The sequence below is a fragment of the Helicobacter sp. L8 genome (genome assembly GCF_003660355.1).
GTDB lineage: Bacteria > Campylobacterota > Campylobacteria > Campylobacterales > Helicobacteraceae > Helicobacter > Helicobacter labacensis.
This window is the reverse complement of record NZ_QXQR01000008.1, coordinates 15258-35833: the sequence shown is the minus strand read 5'-3', so window position 1 is coordinate 35833 and position 20576 is coordinate 15258. Positions and strand designations below refer to the sequence as shown.

The following is a 20576-nucleotide window of genomic DNA, read 5'->3' as shown; positions in this document are numbered from 1 at the left end:
CATTTACATTTACGATAGCCGCCAAAGGCAAAAGGTGCGCTTTACACCCATTCAAGAGGGGCAGGTTAAAATTTATGTCTGTGGTCCCACCGTTTATGACTACTCCCACTTAGGGCATGCTAGAAGCGCGATCGCCTTTGATCTGCTCAAGCGCACCTTAGAATTAAGCGGTTATGGGGTGCAGGTGGTGAAAAACTTCACCGACATTGATGACAAGATCATCGCTAAAGCCAAGCAAGAGCAACTAGACACCGCCACTCTGAGCGCGCGCTTCATAGCAAGCTATCTAGCTGACATGCAGGCTTTGGGTGTGCAACGCGCCCACCTAGAGCCCAAAGCCAGCGCGCATTTGCAAGCCATAGCCCTCATGATCCAAGCCCTTTTAGACAAAGGGCATGCCTATAAAACCAGCAATGGGGACATCTACTTAGACACCAGTAGCGATTCGAGTTATGGGACTTTGAGCGCGCACAGTCTAGATCAAGAGAGCGTGAGTCGCCTAGATGACAACCCTAGTAAACGCCATGAAAAGGACTTCGCGCTGTGGAAAGCCTATAAGGGCGCGCAGGATTTGGGTTATGAAAGTGTCTTAGGTAAGGGGCGACCCGGCTGGCATATTGAATGTTCAGCGATGATCTTTGCCAATTTGGCTTACCGCGATCAAGCCTACCAAATTGACATCCATGGGGGGGGATCAGACCTCTTTTTCCCCCACCATGAAAACGAAGCCTCCCAAACCCGTTGCGCTTTTAACCAAGAACTCGCCAAGTATTGGGTGCACAATGGTTTTGTGAATATCTCCGGGCAAAAGATGAGCAAGAGTTTAGGTAATAGTTTTTACATCAAGGACGCACTAAAAGTCTATGATGGCGAAATTCTGCGTAATTACCTCTTGGGGGTGCATTACCGCGCGATTTTGCATTTCAATGAGCAAGACTTATGCATGGCTAAAAAACGCCTAGACAAACTCTACCGCCTCAAAAAGCGTGCCTTACAACTAGCCTCCCCTCTAGATTTGCCCCCCCCAAGCAACCCCTTCACCCACGCCTTACTGGAGGGTATGCGCGATGATTTGAACATCTCTAAAACCCTCAGCGTGTTAGAAGAGTATTTGCACCTTGCCAACGACCAACTCAACCACCCCCACAAGCCAACCAACCAACAAAACGCCAAACAGGTGTTGCAGGATTTGGCTTTTGTGGACAGCCTGTTGGGTTTGGGGGGTAAGGACCCCGCTGTGTATTTCCAACTAGGTGTAGATGACGCGCTCAAAGCCCACATCAGCAAACAAATCGCTCTGCGCGCCCAAGCCAAACAGGCTAGAGATTTCGCTCTAGCCGATCGCATTAGAGAGGAACTAGCCAAACAGGGCATCGCCTTGATGGATACCCCCACTTCCACCACTTGGGAAAAATTGTTCTAGTTTTTGTGGGCAAGCCTTTATCAAAGTAAGTTAGAATCGCTGAAAAACACAGAGGTGAACCATGTTAAGCATCGCCCATAGTCCAGATGCCGATGATGTGTTCATGTTCTATGCAATCGCCTTTGGGTGGGTTGGTTTAAACAGACCTTTCACCCACCACGCCCTAGACATTGAAACCCTCAACACCCAAGCCCTGCAGGGCGTGCACGACATCAGCGCGATCTCCTTTGGGCTTTATCCCCTCATTAGCGATCAATACGCGCTTTTGGAGTGCGCAAGTAGCTTTGGGGAGGGGTATGGTCCTAAGCTGGTGCGCAAAAAAACCACCAAACTAAAGAGAAATTTCAAGGTGGCTTTGAGCGGGCGTTATACCACTAACGCCCTGCTCTTTAGACTCCACTACCCCCACGCGCGCGTGATCTATAAAAATTTCTTAGAGATCGAAGAGGCGGTATTGAGCGGGGAGGTAGATGCGGGAGTGCTCATCCATGAGAGTATTTTAGATTTTCACCCGGATCTAGTGGTAGAAAAAGAGATTTGGGAGGTGTGGTGTGAGCTCTCTAAATCAGAATTGCCTCTGCCTTTGGGCGGAATGGTGTTGCGCCGATCCATCCCCCTAGTGCAGGCTATCGAGCTAGAGAAGAAGTTAACCCAAGCCATTAACTTAGCCTTAGCCCACTCTAAACTACTCTCTTCTATGCTTTTAGAACGCGGCTTAGTGCGCGTGGGCGCACAACACCTTGCTACTTATCTTGATCTCTACGCCAATGCCAGCGCGTGCCAACTGAGCTCTAAACAACTCCAAGCCCTAGACATCTTGTTTAACTTGGGCTTTAGGCATGGTTTTTATCCCACCCCCCTTAACACCCAAGCCCATTTGATCCCCAAGCGCTACCACGCCCTAAGGTTTTCTTAAACACTATGCGTATCCACACCGCACGCCTGAGTTCTAAGCACCCTACTTACCTAGATTTGCACTTTGATCACTATGTGCCCGCTCGCCCTAAGGGTGTCGCCCTCCTCATTGCCACAGGCATGGCAGAACACCGCAAACACTATATATGGCTAGCCACTGAGTTGTGCGCGCTGGGTTATGATGTCTTTGTGTTCGATCACAGAGGGCACGGGCAGAGCGTGTTAGAACACAGTGTTGAAATCGCTTGGGGAGAGATGGGCGAAAATGGCTTTGAGCACGCCGTGCTGGACTTGGCTAAGTTTGTCGCTCTAGTGCGCGGAGTTTGCAAGGGGTATAAGCTGGTGTTATTAGGGCATAGCATGGGCTCACTACTAGCGCGTCGTTTAATCCAACATGCTCACACTCCCCTAGACGCGCTCATTCTCACAGGCACACCCACTCCCTTTAGGGGTTTGGGTTTGTGTGTGGGGGTTTTAAAACTCTTGCGCGCGATGGGTTGCCCTTTCAAGTGGAATCTAAACACCTTTTTTAGCCTGCACCCCAGAGTGCGCGCGATGGGGGCTAGGGGGGCGTGGCTGTGTCAGGATGCTAAGGTGCTTAAATTTTATAGCCTAGATAAGGCTAGCCGTTTTGCTTTCAGCACTAATAGTTTTGCCTGTTTGTTAGAGGGGGCGCACTTGGTCTTTAGCGCGCATGCTTATGGGGATAAAAACCTGCCTATTTTGCTCATGAGTGGTTTAGAAGATGTGTGCGGGGGCTTTGGGGTGGGGGTGATCAAATCCTACCACGCCTTGCGCGCACAGGGCTTTAAACAAGTGTCCTTAGAGTTATTAGCCCAAGCTAGGCATAAAATCTTTGATGAACCCAATAAAGATCGCGCCTTGCGCCTTATGCTGGAATGGCTAGAACACCGAGGTCTTTAACGCTTGTTTTTCATCTGCTCGATATGCGCCACTTGGGCAAAGACAATCGCTACCGCCTCAAAGAGCATTTTAGGGATCACCTCATCTACATCCACTTCTTTGTAGAGCTCGCGTGCGAGTTTAGGGTTTTCAATGATCTCAATGTCATGTTCTCTAGCAATCGCCTTAATGCGAATCGCTAAGTGTTCGATCCCCTTAGCCACCACCACCGGAGCGACATCTTTTTCCTCAAAGCGGAGCGCGACCGCGTAGTGGGTGGGGTTTGTAACGACCACATTCGCGCTAGGGATGGCTGCCATCATCTTACTCATGGAGTTTTTGAGCATAAGCTGTTTGATTTTGGCTTTGATCTCGGGGTTACCTTCTTGTTGTTTGTATTCGTCCTTGACTTCCTGCTTAGTCATTTTAAGCGAATTGATATACTGACGGCGTTTGAGCAGAAAGTCTAATAAAGAGGCTACTAGAAATAAGAATAATAAACTGGCAATGAGAAGTAACGCCTTGTGTTCAAACCACAACGCCTGATCCCTGATGTCAATGCGCGCGATCTTGGCTAACTCCCCGATGAACACACTCACGATCACAAAACCTAGCATGAAGGCAAAGCACACCTTAGCGCTGATGAGCAGACCATCTAAAAGCTTTTTGAGAGAGAAGAGATTTTTTAGCCCGTTGATGGGATTGATCTTAGAAAACTTAGGCACAATCGCCTTAGGGCTAAAGAGCAAGCCAAATTGCACCACATTAGCCAAAAACGCCACCACAAACACCAAAAATAAAAAGGGCAAGAGCACCCAAGCGATATCTTTGAGCAATTGCAAAGAAAGCAAGTGGAGATTGTGGGGGGTGAAATCTAGGGCGATCCAACGCAAACTCTGCCTAAAAATGCTCTCAAAATGATCTAACCACATGCTAAAAAAAGCCATCACCCCCCCAAAACCCGCCACCAACCCTAAAAACCCCACCACCTCCAGACTTTTAGCGACATTGCCCTCTTCGCGCGCTTTTTCTATTTTCTTGGCGGAGGGGAGTTCGGTCTTTTCTTCTTCAGCCATTTAAAATTTTCAACGCGCGTTGGTATTCTCTATAGGTGTTGCAATTGCTAAACTCTACACCCTCCGACACCTCTACAGCTAAACCTCCCTCCAAAAGAGAACTAACCGAACCATTACTCTCTAAAGTGTCCTCTAGCGCATCTGCCATGCTCATCTGCCAACACCCCAGCAAGTAAAAACGCTCCGGGCTTTTGGCATACACCACCCCCGCCTCTTGGGCGCGTTCGCAGAGTTTTAAAATACTTTGGGCTGACACTAGGGGCATGTCCACCGGGATCACAAAGATCGTTTGTCGGAGAGCATACAAAGAGCGCACAATGCCCAGTAGGGGGCTAAAATCGGGTCGGCAGTCCAAAATGTAGGACGCATACACTTGTAAGTTATAGGACTCTTTGCAACTAATATAGACCCGCTCAAAAAGCGCGCTCATTTTGGCGTGTTGGTAGGCTAAAAGGCTAGGATAATTGCCAAAGGGCAATAACGCTTTATCGCATTGTTGTCCCCCCACGCGCATGCGCGCACTCTTGCCCCCAGTGAGGATCACACAGGGGATTTTTAGTTTTGTCATTAAGCCATCACTCCCATTTTTTGGGCGCGTTTGGCAAATTCGCTAAAACGCGCGTCTAAATCTTTCTTGCGCGCAATAGAGAGATTAATAAATTCTCTTTCTTGTTCGACGCCTATAAAGGATCGCCCAAGCAAGTTAGCCGCAATCCCTGTGGTGCCCGAACCACTAAAGGGATCGCCCACCAAACTATCCTCATGGCTAGCCATTGAGATCAAACGCAGGAGTAGCCCTAAGGGCTTTTGGGTGGGGTGTTTGCCTAAATGCTTTTCCCAAGGGGCAATGGCAGGGAGAGTCCACACATCGCGCATTTGCTTACCTTGATTCAACTCCTTCATGCGTTGGTAGTTGAAAATATGGGCGTGCTTAGGACTTTTGCGCGCCCATAGAATTTGCTCGCTAGCGTGTAGTAGTGTGCGGCATGAGAAATTAGGCGGGGGGTTGCTCTTATGCCAAGTGATGGTGTTCAAGAGTTTAAAGCCTAGAGTTTGCAGGGCTAACCCTAGAGAGAATAGATTATGCTGGGTGGCACTGATGAAAATCGTGCCTGTGGGCTTGAGCGCGCGCTGGGCTAGAGTGATCCACTCCATATTAAAGGCGTGGATTTCATCAATTCCTCCCGCGCGATCCCATGCGCCCTTATTCACACTCACAATTTTGCCACTCTCAATGCTCAAGCCATCATTAGAGAGAAAATAAGGCGGATCAGCAAAAATGAGATCAAAGCACCCCTCCATGCATGCCAAAACCTCCCTGCAATCATGATGATAAAGCGTGAATTTAGAATCCTCACTCACAAAAATAGGCTTATGCATGGTGTAACTCATCTATCAAGTTGTCCAATTGACTTAAATTGCAAATGCGCACACTTTGATAGGCTTCTTCCAACTTGTTTCTGGCATTAAACCACCCCTGCCCATCGGTGATCCAAGTAAACATTACAAAAGGGAGGGTGTTTTTCATTTCCCTAGCCTAGCATGCTAGATTAAAAGTTTGGCTGATTCGCTCTGATTCAGCCCAAATTTGCTATGTTAAGAAAAACTACACAAAGAGGCTAGCGATGCTAATTGATGGTTTTGGGCGACAAATCACTTACCTAAGAGTTTCGCTCACCAAGCAGTGCAATTTTAGATGCGCCTATTGTATGCCCACCACCCCCCTAGATTTTAGCTCCCATGAAGAAGTTATCCCCCTAGATCGCATGTTAGAGTTTCTCAAAGTTGCCATGGATGAGGGGATTGAAAAAATCCGCTTGACCGGAGGCGAACCCTTGTTGCGCAAGGATTTAGTGCCCTTCATTGCGCAATTGCATGCCTATAATCCCAAAGTCTTATTGGTGCTCACCACTAACGCCTTTTTGTTAGAAAAACACGCGCACGCGCTCAAAGAGGCGGGTTTAAGCCGGGTGAATATCTCTTTAGATTCGCTTAAACCTAAGCGCGTGGTGCAAATCTCCAAAAAGGACGCGTTGCCCTCTGTATTAAGGGGCATTGAAGCGGCGTTGCAAGCGGGTTTAAAACTCAAATTCAACATGGTCGCGCTCAAAGGGATCAATGCCGATGAGATTTTAGACCTCCTAGAATTTGCCCAAGCAAAGGGCACGCAGATTCGCTACATTGAGTTTATGGAGAATACCCATGCGAGCGCGCGCTTGCAAGGCTTGAGCGGGGCGCAGATTTTAGAGATAATTTGCCAGCGTTATAAGATCGTAGGCACGCCCCAAAAAGAGCTAGGACCCGCACAGATTTACACCCTAGAGAATGGCTACCAATTTGGGATCATCGCTCCCCATAAAGAGGATTTTTGCAAGAGTTGTAATCGCGTGCGCGTGAGCGCAGATGGGACTTTGTTCCCTTGTTTGTATTACCAAGATAGCGTGGATGCTAAAGAGGCAATTTTGAGCACGGAGCGCGCGCGCATGTTAGAGGCACTCAGGCAGGCGGTGGCTAATAAGCCAGAAAAGAATCTTTGGAGCGGGGCTTACCAAATTTCTGAGCGCGCATTTTATCAAACTGGAGGCTAAATGGATTTACTCACACAGGCTTTAGATTCACAGGATTTAGACGCAGAAAGTCTAGCCAAGCTTTATGATTACGATCTCTATGCGTTGGGCGAGGCAGCCCACACTATTCGCACGCACTACCATCAAGATCAAGTCTTTTTTAACACCAACCGCCACCTCAACCCCAGCAATATTTGCGCAGATAGCTGTAAGTTTTGCGCCTTTTCAGCCAGTCGTAAAAACCCCAACCCTTACCAAATGGAGCACACAGAAATTTTAGAGCAGATTGAGAGTGCTTATAAGGCGGGGGTTAAAGAGGTGCATGTAGTCAGCGCGCACAATCCTAATTACACTTATAGTTGGTATTTAGAGCTCTTTAGACTCATTAAGACAAGCATGCCTGATTTGCATTTAAAGGCGATGACAGCCGCTGAGGTGCATTTTTTAAGCACCAAGTTTAAAAAGCCCTACCAAGAGGTCTTAGAGGACATGTTAGAGGCGGGGGTGGATAGCATGCCCGGGGGTGGAGCAGAGATCTTTGCAGAGGGGGTTAGAAAGCGCATTTGTGGGGGTAAGGTGGGCTCAAAAAGATGGCTAGAAATCCACCAATATTGGCATTCGTTGGGCAAAATGAGCAACGCCACGATGTTATTTGGGCATATTGAAAGCAAGCAGGATCGCTTAGATCACATGTTGCGCCTCAAAGCCACCCAAGGTCCCCATGCCTTAGAGAAAAAGGGAGGGTTTAACGCTTTTATTCCCTTGCTTTACCAAAGAGATAATAATTTTCTCAAAGTTAAGCGCAGTCCTAGCGCGGTGGAGATTCTCAAAACCATCGCTATTGCGCGCATTGTTTTGCAAAACATCCCCCATATTAAGGCTTATTGGGCGACTTTGGGGCTGAATTTAGCTTTAGTGGCTCAAGAATTTGGCGCAGACGATTTGGACGGCACGATTGGGGTAGAAAAAATCCAATCCGCTGGAGGCGCACAAAGCGCGCAGGGGGTCGCCAAAGAGGACTTGATCGCCCAGATCAAAGACGCGCAATTCCAACCAGTGGAGCGCGATAGTCTATATAATACCCTCAAAGTGTGGTGATCTGTTAAATTTTTGTTTACTTAGGCTGTTTTTTTATGGCACTTAAGGCTCAAATGCGCTATAATCCAAGCCGTGTTAGTCAAGCAAAATCAGGGGTGTTCCATTAAAAAGTTTCTTACAATGATCTTGGTGTGCGCGGGGCAGTTGTTTGTGCCTGTGGACGCTGAGGAAGCTAGAATCACCAGCATAGAGTATAAGGATCTCTCTTACATGTCTGACATGCTCGCTAGCGAGATTGTCAAACTCAAGAAAAACGATCCTCTAGACTTAGAACAAATCGATCAAGCCATCTTAGCTCTTTACAACCAGGGCTACTTTGAAGATGTTTATGCCACCTTTAAAAACGGTGATTTAGTCTTCCACTTCAAAGAAAAGCCCCGCATTGCCGGCGTGGAGATCAAGGGCTATGGCACAGAGAAAGAGAAAGAAAATCTCTACACCCAAATGGGGATCAAAAAGGGAGATACCTATGATGAGAACAAGTTAGACAACGCCAAGTATATTTTAAAAGCCGCGCTAGAACAGCAGGGCTTTTATGGGAGTGTGGTTGAGACGCAAACAGAGAGCTTAGCCAATGGGGGGGCTTACCGCATTGTCTTCCATGTCAACCGGGGTAACCACATTTACATCACCAAGTCTAATTATGAGGGGCGCGAGCAACTTAAGCCTAGGGTTGTGGAGAGCTTGAGCGCGAACAAGCAGCGCGATTTTATGGGCTGGATGTGGGGGTTGAACTCCGGGAAATTGCACCTTAACGAGCTAGAATACGACTCCATGCGTATCCAAGATGTCTATTTACGCCATGGTTTCTTGGATGTGAATGTGTCTGCACCTTTTTTGAACACCAATTTTGCTACCCACAAAGCTAAGCTTTACTATAAGGTCAAAGAGGGGATTCAATACCGCGTTTCTGGCATCGAGATTCAAATTAGTAAACCGGTGATTTCCATCCCCAAACTCCTCAAGGGGCTTAAAATCAAAAAGGGCATGGTGTTTAATATTGAAAACATGCGCGCAGATGCCCAAACACTCAAGCGCGAGGTCGCCGACAAGGGTTATGCCTTTGCGGTGGTTAAACCTGACTTGGATAAAGACGAACAACATGGCAAGGTCAAGGTGATTTACCGCATTGAAACCGGGGATATGGTTTATATCAATGACATCATTATCTCAGGCAACCAGCGCACCAGCGATAGGGTGATTCGCCGTGAGGTGTGGCTCAACCCCAAAGAGCGTTATAGCCTGACAAAAGTCGCCAACTCTGAAAACGCCTTGCGCCGTTTGGGCTTTTTCTCTAAGGTCAAGATTGAGGAAAGACGGGTCAATAGCCAATTGATGGACTTGTTAGTCAATGTTGAAGAGGGGCGCACGGGGCAGTTGCAATTTGGCTTGGGTTATGGGAGCTATGGGGGGCTCATGCTCAATGGGAGCGTGAGTGAGAAAAACCTCTTTGGGACAGGGCAGAGCATGAGCTTGTATGCTAATGTCTCTACAGGGGGCGGGAATCGCAACTACGGCATTAGAGGGAGCGGGCGCATGTTCTCTGGAAACTTGACGCTTCGAAACCCTAGAATTTTTGACAGCCGTTATAGCTCCTCGATTAGTCTCTTTGCTGAATACATCATCAATTACAACTATATCCAGCAAGGTGGGGGTTTTAGTGCCTCTGTAGGGCGCATGATCACCAACACCTTTAGCATGAACTTGGGCTATAACTACAGCATCAACAAGATCATCGGCTTTTCTAGCCCCCTTTATGAAATGTTTTATAGCAGCAAGGACACCATTATCCGCTACCCCAATGGGCAACCAGCCCTTGGACCCAATGGGCAGCCCTTGCGTGGCTTATGGGATCGCGATTACCACACCCCCACCACCAGTTCTTTCACCTTGAGCACCAATTTTGACAACACGGACGACTATTACTTCCCCAAAAATGGCTTCACCTTTGCCAATTACACCACAATGGCTGGCTTGCCCTCCTCAAATACGCTCAATTCGTGGAATGGTTTGGGCGGGAATGTGCGTAACGCCAAGATTTATGGCAAATTTGCCGCCTACCACCACCTGCAAAAATACATTTTGATCGACTTGATCGCGCGTTTCAAAACCCAAGGGGGCTATATCTTCCGCTACAACACAGAGGATTATCTCCCTCTTAACTCCGTGTTCTACTTAGGGGGCGTTACCACGGTGAGGGGCTTTAGAAACCGCTCGATCACGCCCAGAAATGCAGAGGGCATGTGGGTTGGGGGCGATGGGATCTACACCGGCTCTGTGGAGCTTAGTTATGGCTTACTCAAAGCGGCTAAAATGCGTGTGGCATGGTTTTTTGACTGGGGCTTTTTGACCTTTAAAACCGCTAGCAAAATGGGAGGCTTTTGGCACAACGCTTTGACCACTAGCGATGTGAGTTTTAAAGATTATGGCGTGATCGGGGCGGGCTATGAACATGGCACTTGGCGCGCCTCCACCGGGATTCAAATCGAGTGGATTTCGCCCATGGGTCCCTTGGTGCTCATCTTCCCCATCGCCTTTTTCAACGACTGGAGTAGCAAGAAGGGCTTGTATTTCAACACAGACATGGGCGATCTCACCCAACGCTTTGAGTTTTCTATGGGCACGCGTTTTTAAAGGAGAGGCATGCAACGCTTAGACAGGGCTACGATCTTGGAGTGGATGTTACACAAACCCCTAAAGGAGCTAGGAGCTTTAGCTTTGGCTAAAAAACAAGCCCTGCACCCGGATAACACCACGACCTTTATTGTGGATCGCAATATCAATTACACCAATATTTGCTTTGTGGATTGCAAGTTTTGCGCTTTCAAGCGCACCCTCAAAGACAAGGACGCTTATATTTTGGACTTTGAGAGCATCGATGCCAAGATCGAGGAGCTCTTAGCCATTGGAGGCACACAGATTTTATTTCAGGGCGGGGTGCATCCCCAACTCAAAATTGATTACTATGAAAGCTTAGTTTCTCACATCGCTAAAAAATTCCCCACTATCACCATTCATGGTTTTTCAGCCGTAGAGATTGACTATATCGCCAAAATCTCACGGCTCTCTTTAGTGGAGGTTTTAGAACGCCTCAAAGCCGCCGGTCTTAGCTCCATCCCGGGGGCGGGTGCGGAGATTTTAAGCGACCGGGTGCGCAAGGTGATCGCGCCCAAGAAACTTAGCGCAGATGCTTGGATCGAAGTGCATAGGCAGGCGCACAAATGCGGGATCAAGAGCACGGCAACCATGATGTTTGGGAGTGTAGACACCCCTGAAGATGTGGTCGAGCACTTGCAGAGGGTGCGCGACTTGCAAGATGAAACCGGAGGGTTTCGCGCCTTTATTTTGTGGAGTTTTCAGCCCAATTTCACCCCTTTGCAACAAGAAAGACCGGAGATTAAAAAAGCAAGTAGCAATCGTTATTTACGCTTGTTAGCTTGTAGCCGTCTATTTTTGGATAATATTAAAAATATCCAAAGTTCATGGGTTACACAAGGAGCGATGATCGGGCAGTTGGCTTTGCTCTTTGGGGCAAATGATCTAGGGAGTGTGATGATGGAGGAGAATGTCGTCAAGGCAGCGGGCACGAGTTTTTGCATGAGCCAAGAGGAGATGATCGCCTTGGTGGGCGATTTGGGTGGGCGCGCTGCCAAGCGTAACACTGCCTATGAAATTTTAGAAAGGTATTGATGGGCGCGAAAGTCAAAGGCGTGCGTTACGCACTGTTGCTAGCCATTGTGGTGTTAGCTTTAATCATGATAGGAGCATGGATGGAACAAACAAAACAAACTCAGGAACAAAGTGCGCACAGAGTCATCAAGCGCGATCAAACCGGAGAGGGCATTAAGTATTTTAGCATCAAGGGGATTAAAATCCCGGTGATCTATGAGGAAAACCACTTACTGCCCATGGGGACGATCCGCTTGATGTTTATTGGGGGGGGGAATTTGAGCGATAAGGACAAATACGGTTTATCTAAACTCAGCGCAGAGATGTTAAACGAGGGCACAAAAGAGCTAGGCAGTGTCAAGTTTGCCGAACAATTAGAACAGCTGGCGATCACTCTAGACACCGATATTAGATTGGAGTCTTTGCACATCGATCTAGGTTTTCTCAAAGAATACCAACAAAAGGCGATCGGGTATCTGCACGATCTACTCCTCTCGCCCAACCTTACTCCCAGTGCCCTAGAGAAGGTGCAAAAGAATATGGTCGCCAACGCGCTCACCAAGATGAGCAATTTTGACTACATCGCCCAGCTTGAGCTCAACAAACTCCTCTTTGCTAACACTCCCCTAGCCCACCCGGCTGTGGGCACACCCAAGAGTATCCAAAGCATTTCACTAGAGGATGTCAAAAAACGCCTTGAGGACGCGCTAGACATTGAGCGACTCATCATTGTGATGGGGGGGGATTTGGACACGAACAAAACCCTAGAACAACTCAAGCCCCTGCTAGAGGCTTTGCCCTCCAATAAGCCCTTTTTCACCCCCCACTTTGGCACCGCCCAAAAAGCCCAAGAAAAGATCATCTACAAGGACACCCAACAAGCCTATATTTACTTTGGATCGCCCTTTTACATGAAAGATTTAGAAAAAGAATTGCCCTTAGCCAAAGTGATGGGCTTTGTGTTGGGTTCTAGTGGCTTTGGCTCGCGTTTGATGGACACTATCCGCGTTAAAGAGGGCTTGGCTTATAGTGCTTACATGCGCGTGCAACTCTCACGCATTATTAATTGCACAACCGGGTATTTGCAAACCAAGCTAGAAAACCAAGATAAGAGTATCGCACTGGTTAAAAAGGTGGTGAAAGAGTTCATAGACAAGGGTATGACCCAAGAGGAGTTGGAGGGGGCTAAGAAATTCTTGCTAGGTTCTGAACCCTTAGCCAATGAAACTCTAGGCAAACGCCTGAACACCAAATTCCACAATTTCTACTTAGGTTTGCCTCTCAACTACGATAAGATCATGTTAGAGCGCATTAAAAACTTAAAGCTAGAGGAGATCAACGCCTATATCAAATCCCACCCAGAGGTGGCGGATTTGAGTTTTAGCATTTTGACGATGGATCCCAAAATCCAAGCCCAAAAAGCAGCCCGTAAGGAGAAAATGGCTCCCGTAGAGCCTAAGTAGCGAGCACTCATTACGATGGGGACTTTTCTTCTTTGCTTGCTGGGGCTTTTGATCTTAGGGGGGCTTGTGGGCGTGTTTCCGGTGCTTTTTGATCTGCTAATCGAATCGGGAGTCTTTTTGATCGTTGCGCTTGCAATCGGGCTTGCGCTTGTGATTGTTGTGGTAGTGCTGCTCTTTTTTGCCCATGCGGTGGTTATTTTATTGGGGTTAGCTCTAGTGATCGCGCTGGTAGCCATTATCTTAAGAATATTTGGCATTAAGTTTAAAGGATTTTGATGTTTGAAACCATAATCGGACTAGAAGTGCATACCCAACTCAACACCCAGACCAAGATTTTTTGTTCTTGCTCCACCAGCTTTAAAGACGCTCCCAATAGCCACACCTGCCCGGTGTGTTTAGGCTTGCCCGGGGCTCTGCCCGTGCTCAATGAAGCGGCTTTAAAAAAGGCGATCGCCTTTGGGATGGCGATTGATGCCACCATTAATCAAGACTCCATCTTTGCGCGCAAGAATTACTTTTACCCCGACTTACCCAAAGCTTACCAAATCTCCCAGTTTGAAATCCCCATTGTGAGCGCGGGGTATTTGGATATTGACACAGAGAGCGGGCTAAAACGCATTGGCATTGAGCGCGCCCACCTAGAAGAGGACGCAGGGAAGAATATCCATGAAGGAGAGTTTTCTAAGGTGGATTTGAATCGCGCAGGCACACCTTTACTAGAGATTGTCAGCCGCCCGGATTTGCGCAGCGCACAAGAAGCCATTAGCTATCTGAAAAAACTCCACGCGCTTGTGCGCTTTTTGGGCATTTCTGATGCCAATATGCAAGAGGGCAATTTTCGCTGTGATGCTAATGTCTCCATCCGCCCCAAAGGGGAGAGCAAACTCTACACACGCGTAGAAATTAAAAATCTCAATAGCTTTAGATTCATCCAAAAAGCCATTGAATATGAGGTTGAACGCCAAAGCGAAGCCTTTGAGCGGGGCACTTATGCTAGCGAAGTGGTGCAAGAAACTAGGCTTTTTGACACCACTAAGGGGATCACCCAATCCATGCGCGATAAGGAGGGCTCAGCAGATTATCGCTACTTTCCCGATCCCGATCTTAGACGCGTGCATATCCCCAAAGCTTTTTTAGAGCAGGTGATCCCCGAATTGCCCGATGCCAAAAAAGCGCGCTACATAGAGCTAGGAGTCAAACCTGAAGACGCGTCTATGTTGGTGAGCGATGTTGCCATTGCAGAGTATTTTGAAGAGATGATGGGCATGGGAGCAAGTGTAAAGGCGAGCGTGTCTTGGCTATGTGTAGAATTATTAGGGCGTTTGGAGGGCGCAGAGTTAGAATCTTGCAAAGTGGGCGCGCAAACTCTAGGCACTTTAGTGCAACGCATCGATAGCAAAAAAATCTCAGGCAAGGCAGGCAAAGAGATTTTAGACGCGCTTTTAAGCCAAAGCGCAAGCCAGCCTAGTGATGTAGATACCCTCATTGAAAAACTGGGCTTAGCCCAAGTGCAGGACACACAAGAGTTATCGCGCGCCATTGAAACTGTGCTAGCCCAGCACCCTGATAAAGTCGCTGAATATAAGGGGGGTAAAACTAAACTCTTGGGCTTTTTTGTAGGGCAGATTTTAAAAAACATGAAAGGTGCGGATCCTAGCGCGCTCAACGCGCTTTTAAAAGAGAAGTTAGAGGGGTAATTGTGTGGGGGGGTAAGCCGCCTTTGTGGTGTCAATTTTGCGTTTTTTGTTGCTCTAAAAGGTGCTTGTAATGCGTGTAGTGTTTCTCGTCTTTTAGGGCTTTGTAGGCGTTGGCGAGATTTTCTAACAAAATGCTCGTGTAGCTGGCTTGCTCTTTGATCGCTAGGCTTTGTTTGTAAAATTTAATGGCTTCTTGGTAGCGTTTCTCTTTATAGGCGCATTGTCCCGCCATATAAGAGCTAAAGGCGGGGCGGTATTTGATTTGGGCGAGCCACTCAAAACGCTCTAGGGCTTGTTTGTAGTCTTGCCGTGTGAAAAGATCCATGGCATCGTGGAAGGCTTGGGCGCGTTGGTTGTAATCTTTGGTGAAAACATGGCGTGTGCTTTGGTTCTCTGTATATTGTTTTGCAGAGCAATAAGCAATGCCAATAATGATTGCCAGCCCTACAAGGATCAGCATCAACCATCCCAAACAGCCCATAGATTTTTTAGTGTTAGGTGTTTCGACTCTAGGTGTTTCTGTCCTAATCAAAACCCCATAAGGGTTGAATACACTGATTTTATCCTCTTGTCTAATACGCACTTCATCGTTTGTGAAACTCAAATATGCTCCGGGTTTGCTAAAGAGTTCATGATCCTCCTCATCATAAACACTGACTTCCGTATCGTTATACCTCACACGACCGATTGTTAAAACAAAATTAGGGTCTAGAACATAGCCATAAGGGTCAAGCTTGCATATTTTATTCCCCCGCCTAATCAGGGCATAATCATCCACAAAGAAAATACACTCTCCGGATTTTTTAAAAAGCTCCTCATCATTTTCATCGTAGGCAAGTACTTTTGTACCCTTTTGTTCTACACGGCTAATTTTCATAGTTTCCCCCTAAGCCTCTTTAGGCATTTTCCCCAAAATCTCTAATTCTATGTAATGTTGCAAAGCCGCCTTGTCTAGCACGCCATCAAAGGCTTTTAATTTGGTCTGTTCGCTCATGTTTGCCTTGATCGCTTCATGGTAGAGAGTCAAGGCGTTTAGAAAGTCTTTAAAATCGGGGCTGTTTTGGGACAATTCGCCCAGCATGGCGTGGTCTAAATTCTCTTTAGATTTGGCGTTTAACAAGACTTGGCTTTTTGGGATGTCTGGCACATTTAACAGCACAACTCCAATGCCAAAGCTCGCGTGCAAGCGTTTTAACAACTCCATTAAGTCGTTGTCGGCTGTGTTAATTTTCTCTGCCACTAAGTAGCCCTCGTGTGCCCATGAGCTGTTGCTAATGGCTTGAAAATAGTATTCCCTACAAGTGCCTAAAGTGATTTCTTTTTTAAGCTCAAAAGAAAAGAGTTTTAAAGGCAGGCTAGAAAAATGCTCCACAAATTTACGCAAGGTGGGCTCGAAGTTTTGGTAGGCAAAGCTCGCCCCTACCATGTCCGGATACAGCCAAGAGTTCTTGCCCTTTGTGCCTTTTAGGGCTTTTTCGTGGTAAATGGTCTTGGTGTGTGCGGCCCATTTGTGGTGGGCAAAGTGGGCCACTAGGGGGTGTAATAGGCGTTCGTGATGCGTCTCTGGTTTTTGGGGCTCTTGGGGGTTTTGGAAAGTGGCATACTCTTTAAGGGCGATGCTTATGGGCCATCAGAGACTTTCACAAAGGGCAAATCCTTCTCATTTTTTAGGGCAAGCCAAACGGGGTAATACGCCTTTTCTTTAGCCATGCTAAACATTTGGCTAATCTTGCCCGCCTCTTTGAGTTCTTGGGCTTTGTTGTAAAGCTCATAGATGGACACGGGGGCTTTTGCCTCTTTGAGCACGGCTAGGACAATCTCTAGGTAGTCTTTTTTCATCCCTTGCCCCCCTTTGTTACTCGCTTAAAGCTGTGCAGGCTTGCTCATAGCCTGCATCGCACGCTTGTTTGTAGTAGGTTTGGGCTTGGTTTTTATCCACTAGCACGCCTAAGCCCTTGGCATAAATGGCCGCTAAATTCCAATAAGCCCTACCAGCTACCCCCGTATCTGTTGCCTTGACTCCATCTTCAAGATACTTTAAAGCCTTGTCATAGTCTTTAGCCACGCCCTCGCCCTTAAGATACATCTCCCCTAAATAAGCACAGGCATTAGCATCGCCCCCATTGGCCGCCTTTTGGAAGTACTCAAGGGCTTTAGCCAAGTCTTTAGCCCCCCCATCGCCTTTAAAATACATTAAGCCTAAATGATAATACCCCTCAAGCTCCCCTCCATCGCCAGCCTTTTGGAAGTATTCTTTGGCTTTGGCTAGGTCTTTGGGGACACCTTGGGCATTGGCATACATTTCACCCACGGCATTAAGAGCGATGGGCAAGCCCTTATCAGCCGCTTCTTTGTAGTATTCTCTGGCTTTGGCTAAATTTTTAGGCACGCCAAGACCCTTAGCATAAAGCTCCCCTGCCTCATAAGCCCCTAGGGCACTCCCTTTTTGGGCTGCCTCTTTAAAGTACTCCATCGCTTTAGCAGGGTCTTTAGCCACACCCCCTCCTCCCCACGAACCTCCCGGACCAAGTAAATACATTTGCCCTAAATTCACAAGAGCCTCCACGCTCCCCTTTTCTATGGCAATTTTAAAGTACTCTATGGCTTGTTTATAGCTTTGCCCTACGCCATTGGGTCCGCCAAGATACAAGATCCCCATATAGCGATACGCTTCCACACTGCCCGCTTTAGCGGCATTTTCAAATAGCTCTAAGATGTCTAGCCGAGAATGAAAACCCATTGGACTATGCGGATCACGCCAATCATTTTTGATCATGTTTTGATAGGCTTGGATGGCGTATTTAAAAAGTGCGTCTGCGCTCCTTTCTCTAGGCGGCTCAACTCCAAATGGCGACATGCTTGCTCGTGTGCGTGCTATTTGTTGTTGTCGTTTAGCCTCCTCAGCCTTTCTAGCCTGTTGCTTTTTTTGTCATAGGCTTCTAACCCCGTTTCTTGGGGTTTTGCACTCCCCAATAACCCTCCCAAACACCCACTAAGCATGGGGGCTAACAAACACCCACTAAGGATTAAAGAACAAGATTTAGAGAATTTCATAAAAGCCCCCCTAGAGCAAGGGCTAAAGAAGCAAGAGAGTTAGAGAGAGTTACCCCCCCCCCCCGCACGGAGTGCACAAGGCTAGACATGGTGATCCTTTTTATAGAAATGAAACGTTAGGAGGGTAAAAATAAAGAAATGCTTAAGGGGCGCATAACTAGCCTCTTGATGGGGGGCTTGAAAGCCCTGTGCGCGGAATCTAGCCCAAATTATTAAGATTGGAGCGTGCTATAATCCATGCCAAATATCAATGCAAGGATTTTAATGATTCGTTTAATTAGCCTGCTTCTACTCATCAGCCCCCTATGGGCTATAAACCCTAGTTTAATCCAGCAAATGCAACAAGCCCACGCCTTGATGGTTAAAATCTACTACCAAGCCTTCAAAGAGCGTTGCGATCGCATAGATAATGACATGGTCTATTCGCTTGCCATGCAAAGGGAGGCACCAGCCCTTGTCAAGAACCTAAAAACCTTTGTTGATCACATTCCGCTTTTACAAGCCTTGCAACCCAAAACCCCCAAGCAAGCCCAAATGATCCAAGCACTCAAAGCCCTTGAGATGTTTAACCTCGCTACCCTTTTGCACGACTATATCCCTGATGTTGAATGTAGAGATGATTCTCCCGAGCGTGTTAAGCCCTTTAATGCCCAAAAGAGCACATTAGAATTTTTAAAGGGCATAGAATTGATCTACACCCCCTTGTTAAGGGCTTATCATCAGGGTTTAGACATCACAGATTATTTACAAACATTGCAAGCCAAGTTTGACACGTCATATCTTGATAATTATTTGTTTCACATGGGAACTCAAGAAGATATTTTAAACATGACTAAAGGCGCGGAGAACTATTTTAAAGATTTTAAATACATCAATGCGCAATACGCTCTCATTAATAGCCACTATAACGGCTTTAGTTTTGATATAGATTCTGACCCCGAAAATTTTTTACAAACCCAGATCATCAGTTCTATGGGTGCCGATGTGCAACAAGATTTACAATTATGGGCAACTTATTACGATGCGCGCGCCCTTGCTTTCTTGGGGGATTATAAAAATCAATACGCTTCCAACATGGAAGATTATTGGCATGTTATTAGCAATGTGCACGAAATAAAAAACCCTTCTGGTGTTCCTTTATTTTTTGTAGTGCGTGGCCTTGATGTCTATAAGGTTGCCAAGGCAATAAATGGCATGAAAACAGCGATGCAAATGATTCTCCCTAAATACCCCACCCCCTGCTTGCAACCACAATATTTAAACAAAGAGGCTAAGGCACTCTGCTTGCAAATCTTCCAACAACGCACCTACAACCCCCAACCCTTGCAAAAATACCTAAAGTCTTTGCGTTTGATCTCCATTGACAACGCCCCCTGTGTGTATCTTAACTCCCAAGACAAGTTACAGGCGTTTAAGTCTGATAATGCGTTATGCTTGGCGTTGCAAAAGCACTTAGCAAAGGAATAAAATGATCCGCCTGCTTATCCCAATGGTTGCATAAAGATTTTTTTACAACTCACCACCAACCTAACGCCCTATTAATTAGTAAGGTTATGGGTATGGCAGGGACTGTAAGCAATAGCATGGGTTTCAATGGAATCTTATCGGGGCGGGATATTTTAAAGAAATCGAATGGGACGCTGAACACCCACACCATTCCAAATAAAATCAGCATGTGCTCCCACCACAACCAATGGCGTATCTCAGAAAAGTGCTTTACAAACGACCCGGTCACACTCAATCCCACGACAAACCAAAGAGCAAAGAGATACTGCTTGGTTTTCGCGCTCATGCTAGCTCCTTTTATAGTAGTATAAACCTCCCCTCCCATTCTACTATAAAACAGCTAAAAATAATCTTAAGAATAAAAATTATTATCTCAACGCCAAGCTATCTTGCGCTCTTGCAAGGTTTGCAAGTAAAGCGCATGGTTTTTCTCTAAATAGGCGCGATCGTTTTCTTTATGGTGAATGTGGTAAGCTAGCGCACAAAAGCGCAGGCGTTTCATCACCCCACCATTAAAGAGAAAACGCGCCACAAATTCGCTATCCTCCCTACCCCAGCCTACAAAATTTTCATTAAACCCCTCAATGGCTAAAAAATCCGCCTTGCTAAAACTCATGTTCGCGCTCCTGACCCCCTTGAGCAAAACATTAGTTTTACAAGTGCGCACACTGGGGAGATAAAAGAGTTTGGCTAGGCTTAAGCGGCGGTGGTTTTTATAGCTTCTTTTATGCATGGCTAGGCTATGATCATGGCGATCTAGCATTATTTGGCTTTCTACAGGGTTTAAGATCACGCGCCCCCCTTGTAGTAAAGTTTTAGGGCGCGCAAAGTAGAGGTGATCATAAATAAAATAGGGGTGCAAGATCATATCGGTGTCAATGATGACAATGTAGTCCCCCCTAGCGCGCGTGATAGCGTTGTTGCGACTCTTGGCGGCGCGAAATCCTAAATCTTCCTGCCATACATGGGTCAAGGGCAAAGCTTGGGCTTGGAATTTAGACTGATAGTTTTCTAATAATGCACGGGTTTTAGGCGTGCTTCCATCATCGGCGATCAGCACTTCATCAGGCTTGAAAACAAGCTGGAGAATCGAATCTAACACCAGTGCTAAACGGGCTTCTTGGTTGTAAGTGGTGATCACTAAGGAGATGGTATTAAAATGGGGGCGCACAAAGGGCAAGGACATGGGCGCTCTTTTTGGTAAT

21 protein-coding genes are annotated in these 20576 nt (G+C 46.9%); 11 read left to right on the top strand and 10 right to left on the bottom strand.

Annotated features, from left to right (window positions below; translation table 11 throughout):
- The first annotated feature begins 1 nt into the window (after position 1).
- The 3 genes from cysS (at position 2) to EAO37_RS05350 (ending at position 3262) form a co-directional block, all read left to right on the top strand.
- Positions 2-1423, top strand: a complete 1422-nt coding sequence (gene cysS, locus EAO37_RS05360; RefSeq protein ID WP_162982968.1) for a cysteine--tRNA ligase — start codon at positions 2-4, stop codon at positions 1421-1423.
- Between the two features lie 61 nt (positions 1424-1484).
- Positions 1485-2339 carry an MqnA/MqnD/SBP family protein gene (locus EAO37_RS05355; RefSeq protein ID WP_120952106.1) on the top strand — a complete coding sequence of 285 codons (855 nt, stop codon included), beginning with the start codon at positions 1485-1487 and terminating at the stop codon, positions 2337-2339.
- Positions 2340-2344: 5 nt separating this feature from the next.
- The gene (locus tag EAO37_RS05350) at positions 2345-3262 is read left to right on the top strand and encodes an alpha/beta hydrolase (RefSeq protein ID WP_120952103.1); all 918 of its coding nucleotides are present in this window, start codon (positions 2345-2347) and stop codon (positions 3260-3262) included.
- Here EAO37_RS05350 and flhB read toward each other — a convergent pair.
- Genes flhB through EAO37_RS05330 form a run of 4 tightly spaced genes read right to left on the bottom strand, consistent with a single transcriptional unit; the run spans position 3259 to position 5845 of the window.
- The gene (gene flhB / locus EAO37_RS05345; protein WP_120952100.1) at positions 3259-4317 is read right to left on the bottom strand and encodes a flagellar biosynthesis protein FlhB; all 1059 of its coding nucleotides are present in this window, start codon (positions 4315-4317) and stop codon (positions 3259-3261) included. The genes EAO37_RS05350 and flhB overlap by 4 nt on opposite strands.
- A complete protein-coding gene (locus EAO37_RS05340) occupies positions 4310-4885 on the bottom strand; it encodes an NTP transferase domain-containing protein (protein ID WP_120952097.1) in 576 nt (191 codons plus the stop codon). Before EAO37_RS05340 ends, flhB begins: the two co-directional genes overlap by 8 nt.
- Complete coding sequence (locus tag EAO37_RS05335) at positions 4885-5709, bottom strand: site-specific DNA-methyltransferase (RefSeq protein ID WP_240451738.1); 825 nt, start codon at positions 5707-5709, stop codon at positions 4885-4887. Before EAO37_RS05335 ends, EAO37_RS05340 begins: the two co-directional genes overlap by 1 nt.
- Positions 5690-5845 (bottom strand): DpnII family type II restriction endonuclease, encoded by a 156-nt coding sequence (locus EAO37_RS05330; RefSeq protein WP_120952091.1) that lies wholly within the window; start codon positions 5843-5845, stop codon positions 5690-5692. Before EAO37_RS05330 ends, EAO37_RS05335 begins: the two co-directional genes overlap by 20 nt.
- A 97-nt stretch (positions 5846-5942) precedes the next feature.
- On the opposite strand from EAO37_RS05330, the gene moaA reads away from it, so the two are divergent.
- From moaA to gatB, 7 genes are all read left to right on the top strand, one after another.
- Positions 5943-6905, top strand: a complete 963-nt coding sequence (moaA, locus tag EAO37_RS05325) for a GTP 3',8-cyclase MoaA (protein WP_120952088.1) — start codon at positions 5943-5945, stop codon at positions 6903-6905.
- Positions 6906-7982 (top strand): aminofutalosine synthase MqnE, encoded by a 1077-nt coding sequence (gene mqnE, locus EAO37_RS05320; RefSeq protein ID WP_120952085.1) that lies wholly within the window; start codon positions 6906-6908, stop codon positions 7980-7982.
- 120 nt (positions 7983-8102) lie between these two features.
- Positions 8103-10616 carry an outer membrane protein assembly factor BamA gene (gene bamA, locus EAO37_RS05315; RefSeq protein WP_205589480.1) on the top strand — a complete coding sequence of 838 codons (2514 nt, stop codon included), beginning with the start codon at positions 8103-8105 and terminating at the stop codon, positions 10614-10616.
- Between the two features lie 9 nt (positions 10617-10625).
- Positions 10626-11672, top strand: a complete 1047-nt coding sequence (locus EAO37_RS05310; protein ID WP_120944525.1) for a dehypoxanthine futalosine cyclase — start codon at positions 10626-10628, stop codon at positions 11670-11672.
- Between the two features lie 218 nt (positions 11673-11890).
- Entirely contained in the window at positions 11891-13114 is a 1224-nt protein-coding gene (locus EAO37_RS05305; RefSeq protein WP_120944547.1) for a pitrilysin family protein, read from the top strand.
- A gap of 15 nt (positions 13115-13129) precedes the next feature.
- The gene (locus tag EAO37_RS05300) at positions 13130-13390 is read left to right on the top strand and encodes a hypothetical protein (protein WP_162982176.1); all 261 of its coding nucleotides are present in this window, start codon (positions 13130-13132) and stop codon (positions 13388-13390) included.
- On the top strand, positions 13384-14811 hold the full coding sequence (gene gatB / locus EAO37_RS05295; protein WP_205589751.1) for an Asp-tRNA(Asn)/Glu-tRNA(Gln) amidotransferase subunit GatB: 1428 nt from the start codon (positions 13384-13386) through the stop codon (positions 14809-14811). The genes EAO37_RS05300 and gatB overlap by 7 nt, the downstream gene beginning before the upstream one ends.
- 31 nt (positions 14812-14842) lie before the next feature.
- Here the strand turns inward: gatB and EAO37_RS05290 are convergent, their stop codons facing one another.
- The 4 genes from EAO37_RS05290 to EAO37_RS05280 all read right to left on the bottom strand — a co-directional run bounded on the left by EAO37_RS05290 (position 14843) and on the right by EAO37_RS05280 (position 17587).
- A complete protein-coding gene (locus EAO37_RS05290) occupies positions 14843-15688 on the bottom strand; it encodes a tetratricopeptide repeat protein (RefSeq protein WP_120952079.1) in 846 nt (281 codons plus the stop codon).
- 9 nt (positions 15689-15697) lie between these two features.
- Positions 15698-16342 carry a hypothetical protein gene (locus EAO37_RS05285; RefSeq protein WP_240451737.1) on the bottom strand — a complete coding sequence of 215 codons (645 nt, stop codon included), beginning with the start codon at positions 16340-16342 and terminating at the stop codon, positions 15698-15700.
- A gap of 89 nt (positions 16343-16431) precedes the next feature.
- Positions 16432-16650, bottom strand: a complete 219-nt coding sequence (locus tag EAO37_RS09615) for a hypothetical protein (protein WP_240451736.1) — start codon at positions 16648-16650, stop codon at positions 16432-16434.
- A 16-nt stretch (positions 16651-16666) separates the two neighbouring features.
- Positions 16667-17587 carry a tetratricopeptide repeat protein gene (locus EAO37_RS05280; RefSeq protein ID WP_162982965.1) on the bottom strand — a complete coding sequence of 307 codons (921 nt, stop codon included), beginning with the start codon at positions 17585-17587 and terminating at the stop codon, positions 16667-16669.
- Positions 17588-18129: 542 nt separating this feature from the next.
- On the opposite strand from EAO37_RS05280, the gene EAO37_RS09610 reads away from it, so the two are divergent.
- Positions 18130-19332, top strand: a complete 1203-nt coding sequence (locus EAO37_RS09610) for a hypothetical protein (protein WP_240451735.1) — start codon at positions 18130-18132, stop codon at positions 19330-19332.
- Positions 19333-19381: 49 nt separating this feature from the next.
- On the opposite strand, the gene EAO37_RS05265 is transcribed toward EAO37_RS09610, so the two are convergent.
- Both EAO37_RS05265 and EAO37_RS05260 read right to left on the bottom strand, forming a co-directional pair.
- On the bottom strand, positions 19382-19657 hold the full coding sequence (locus tag EAO37_RS05265; protein ID WP_120952069.1) for a hypothetical protein: 276 nt from the start codon (positions 19655-19657) through the stop codon (positions 19382-19384).
- A gap of 87 nt (positions 19658-19744) precedes the next feature.
- Positions 19745-20557 (bottom strand): glycosyltransferase family 2 protein, encoded by an 813-nt coding sequence (locus EAO37_RS05260; RefSeq protein WP_120952066.1) that lies wholly within the window; start codon positions 20555-20557, stop codon positions 19745-19747.
- Positions 20558-20576: the final 19 nt, after the last annotated feature.

Bases quoted from the DNA above. Each gene is read 5' to 3' on its own strand.
- EAO37_RS05355 (WP_120952106.1), top strand. From the start codon at position 1,485: ATGTTAAGCATCGCCCATAGTCCAGATGCCGATGATGTGTTCATGTTC.
- EAO37_RS05350 (WP_120952103.1), top strand. From the start codon at position 2,345: ATGCGTATCCACACCGCACGCCTGAGTTCTAAGCACCCTACTTACCTA.
- flhB (WP_120952100.1), bottom strand. From the start codon at position 4,317: ATGGCTGAAGAAGAAAAGACCGAACTCCCCTCCGCCAAGAAAATAGAA.
- EAO37_RS05340 (WP_120952097.1), bottom strand. From the start codon at position 4,885: ATGACAAAACTAAAAATCCCCTGTGTGATCCTCACTGGGGGCAAGAGT.
- EAO37_RS05335 (WP_240451738.1), bottom strand. From the start codon at position 5,709: ATGAGTTACACCATGCATAAGCCTATTTTTGTGAGTGAGGATTCTAAA.
- EAO37_RS05330 (WP_120952091.1), bottom strand. From the start codon at position 5,845: ATGAAAAACACCCTCCCTTTTGTAATGTTTACTTGGATCACCGATGGG.
- moaA (WP_120952088.1), top strand. From the start codon at position 5,943: ATGCTAATTGATGGTTTTGGGCGACAAATCACTTACCTAAGAGTTTCG.
- mqnE (WP_120952085.1), top strand. From the start codon at position 6,906: ATGGATTTACTCACACAGGCTTTAGATTCACAGGATTTAGACGCAGAA.
- bamA (WP_205589480.1), top strand. From the start codon at position 8,103: ATGATCTTGGTGTGCGCGGGGCAGTTGTTTGTGCCTGTGGACGCTGAG.
- EAO37_RS05310 (WP_120944525.1), top strand. From the start codon at position 10,626: ATGCAACGCTTAGACAGGGCTACGATCTTGGAGTGGATGTTACACAAA.
- EAO37_RS05305 (WP_120944547.1), top strand. From the start codon at position 11,891: ATGGGGACGATCCGCTTGATGTTTATTGGGGGGGGGAATTTGAGCGAT.
- EAO37_RS05300 (WP_162982176.1), top strand. From the start codon at position 13,130: ATGGGGACTTTTCTTCTTTGCTTGCTGGGGCTTTTGATCTTAGGGGGG.
- EAO37_RS05290 (WP_120952079.1), bottom strand. From the start codon at position 15,688: ATGAAAATTAGCCGTGTAGAACAAAAGGGTACAAAAGTACTTGCCTAC.
- EAO37_RS09615 (WP_240451736.1), bottom strand. From the start codon at position 16,650: ATGAAAAAAGACTACCTAGAGATTGTCCTAGCCGTGCTCAAAGAGGCA.
- EAO37_RS05280 (WP_162982965.1), bottom strand. From the start codon at position 17,587: ATGATCAAAAATGATTGGCGTGATCCGCATAGTCCAATGGGTTTTCAT.
- EAO37_RS09610 (WP_240451735.1), top strand. From the start codon at position 18,130: ATGATTCGTTTAATTAGCCTGCTTCTACTCATCAGCCCCCTATGGGCT.
- EAO37_RS05265 (WP_120952069.1), bottom strand. From the start codon at position 19,657: ATGAGCGCGAAAACCAAGCAGTATCTCTTTGCTCTTTGGTTTGTCGTG.
- EAO37_RS05260 (WP_120952066.1), bottom strand. From the start codon at position 20,557: ATGTCCTTGCCCTTTGTGCGCCCCCATTTTAATACCATCTCCTTAGTG.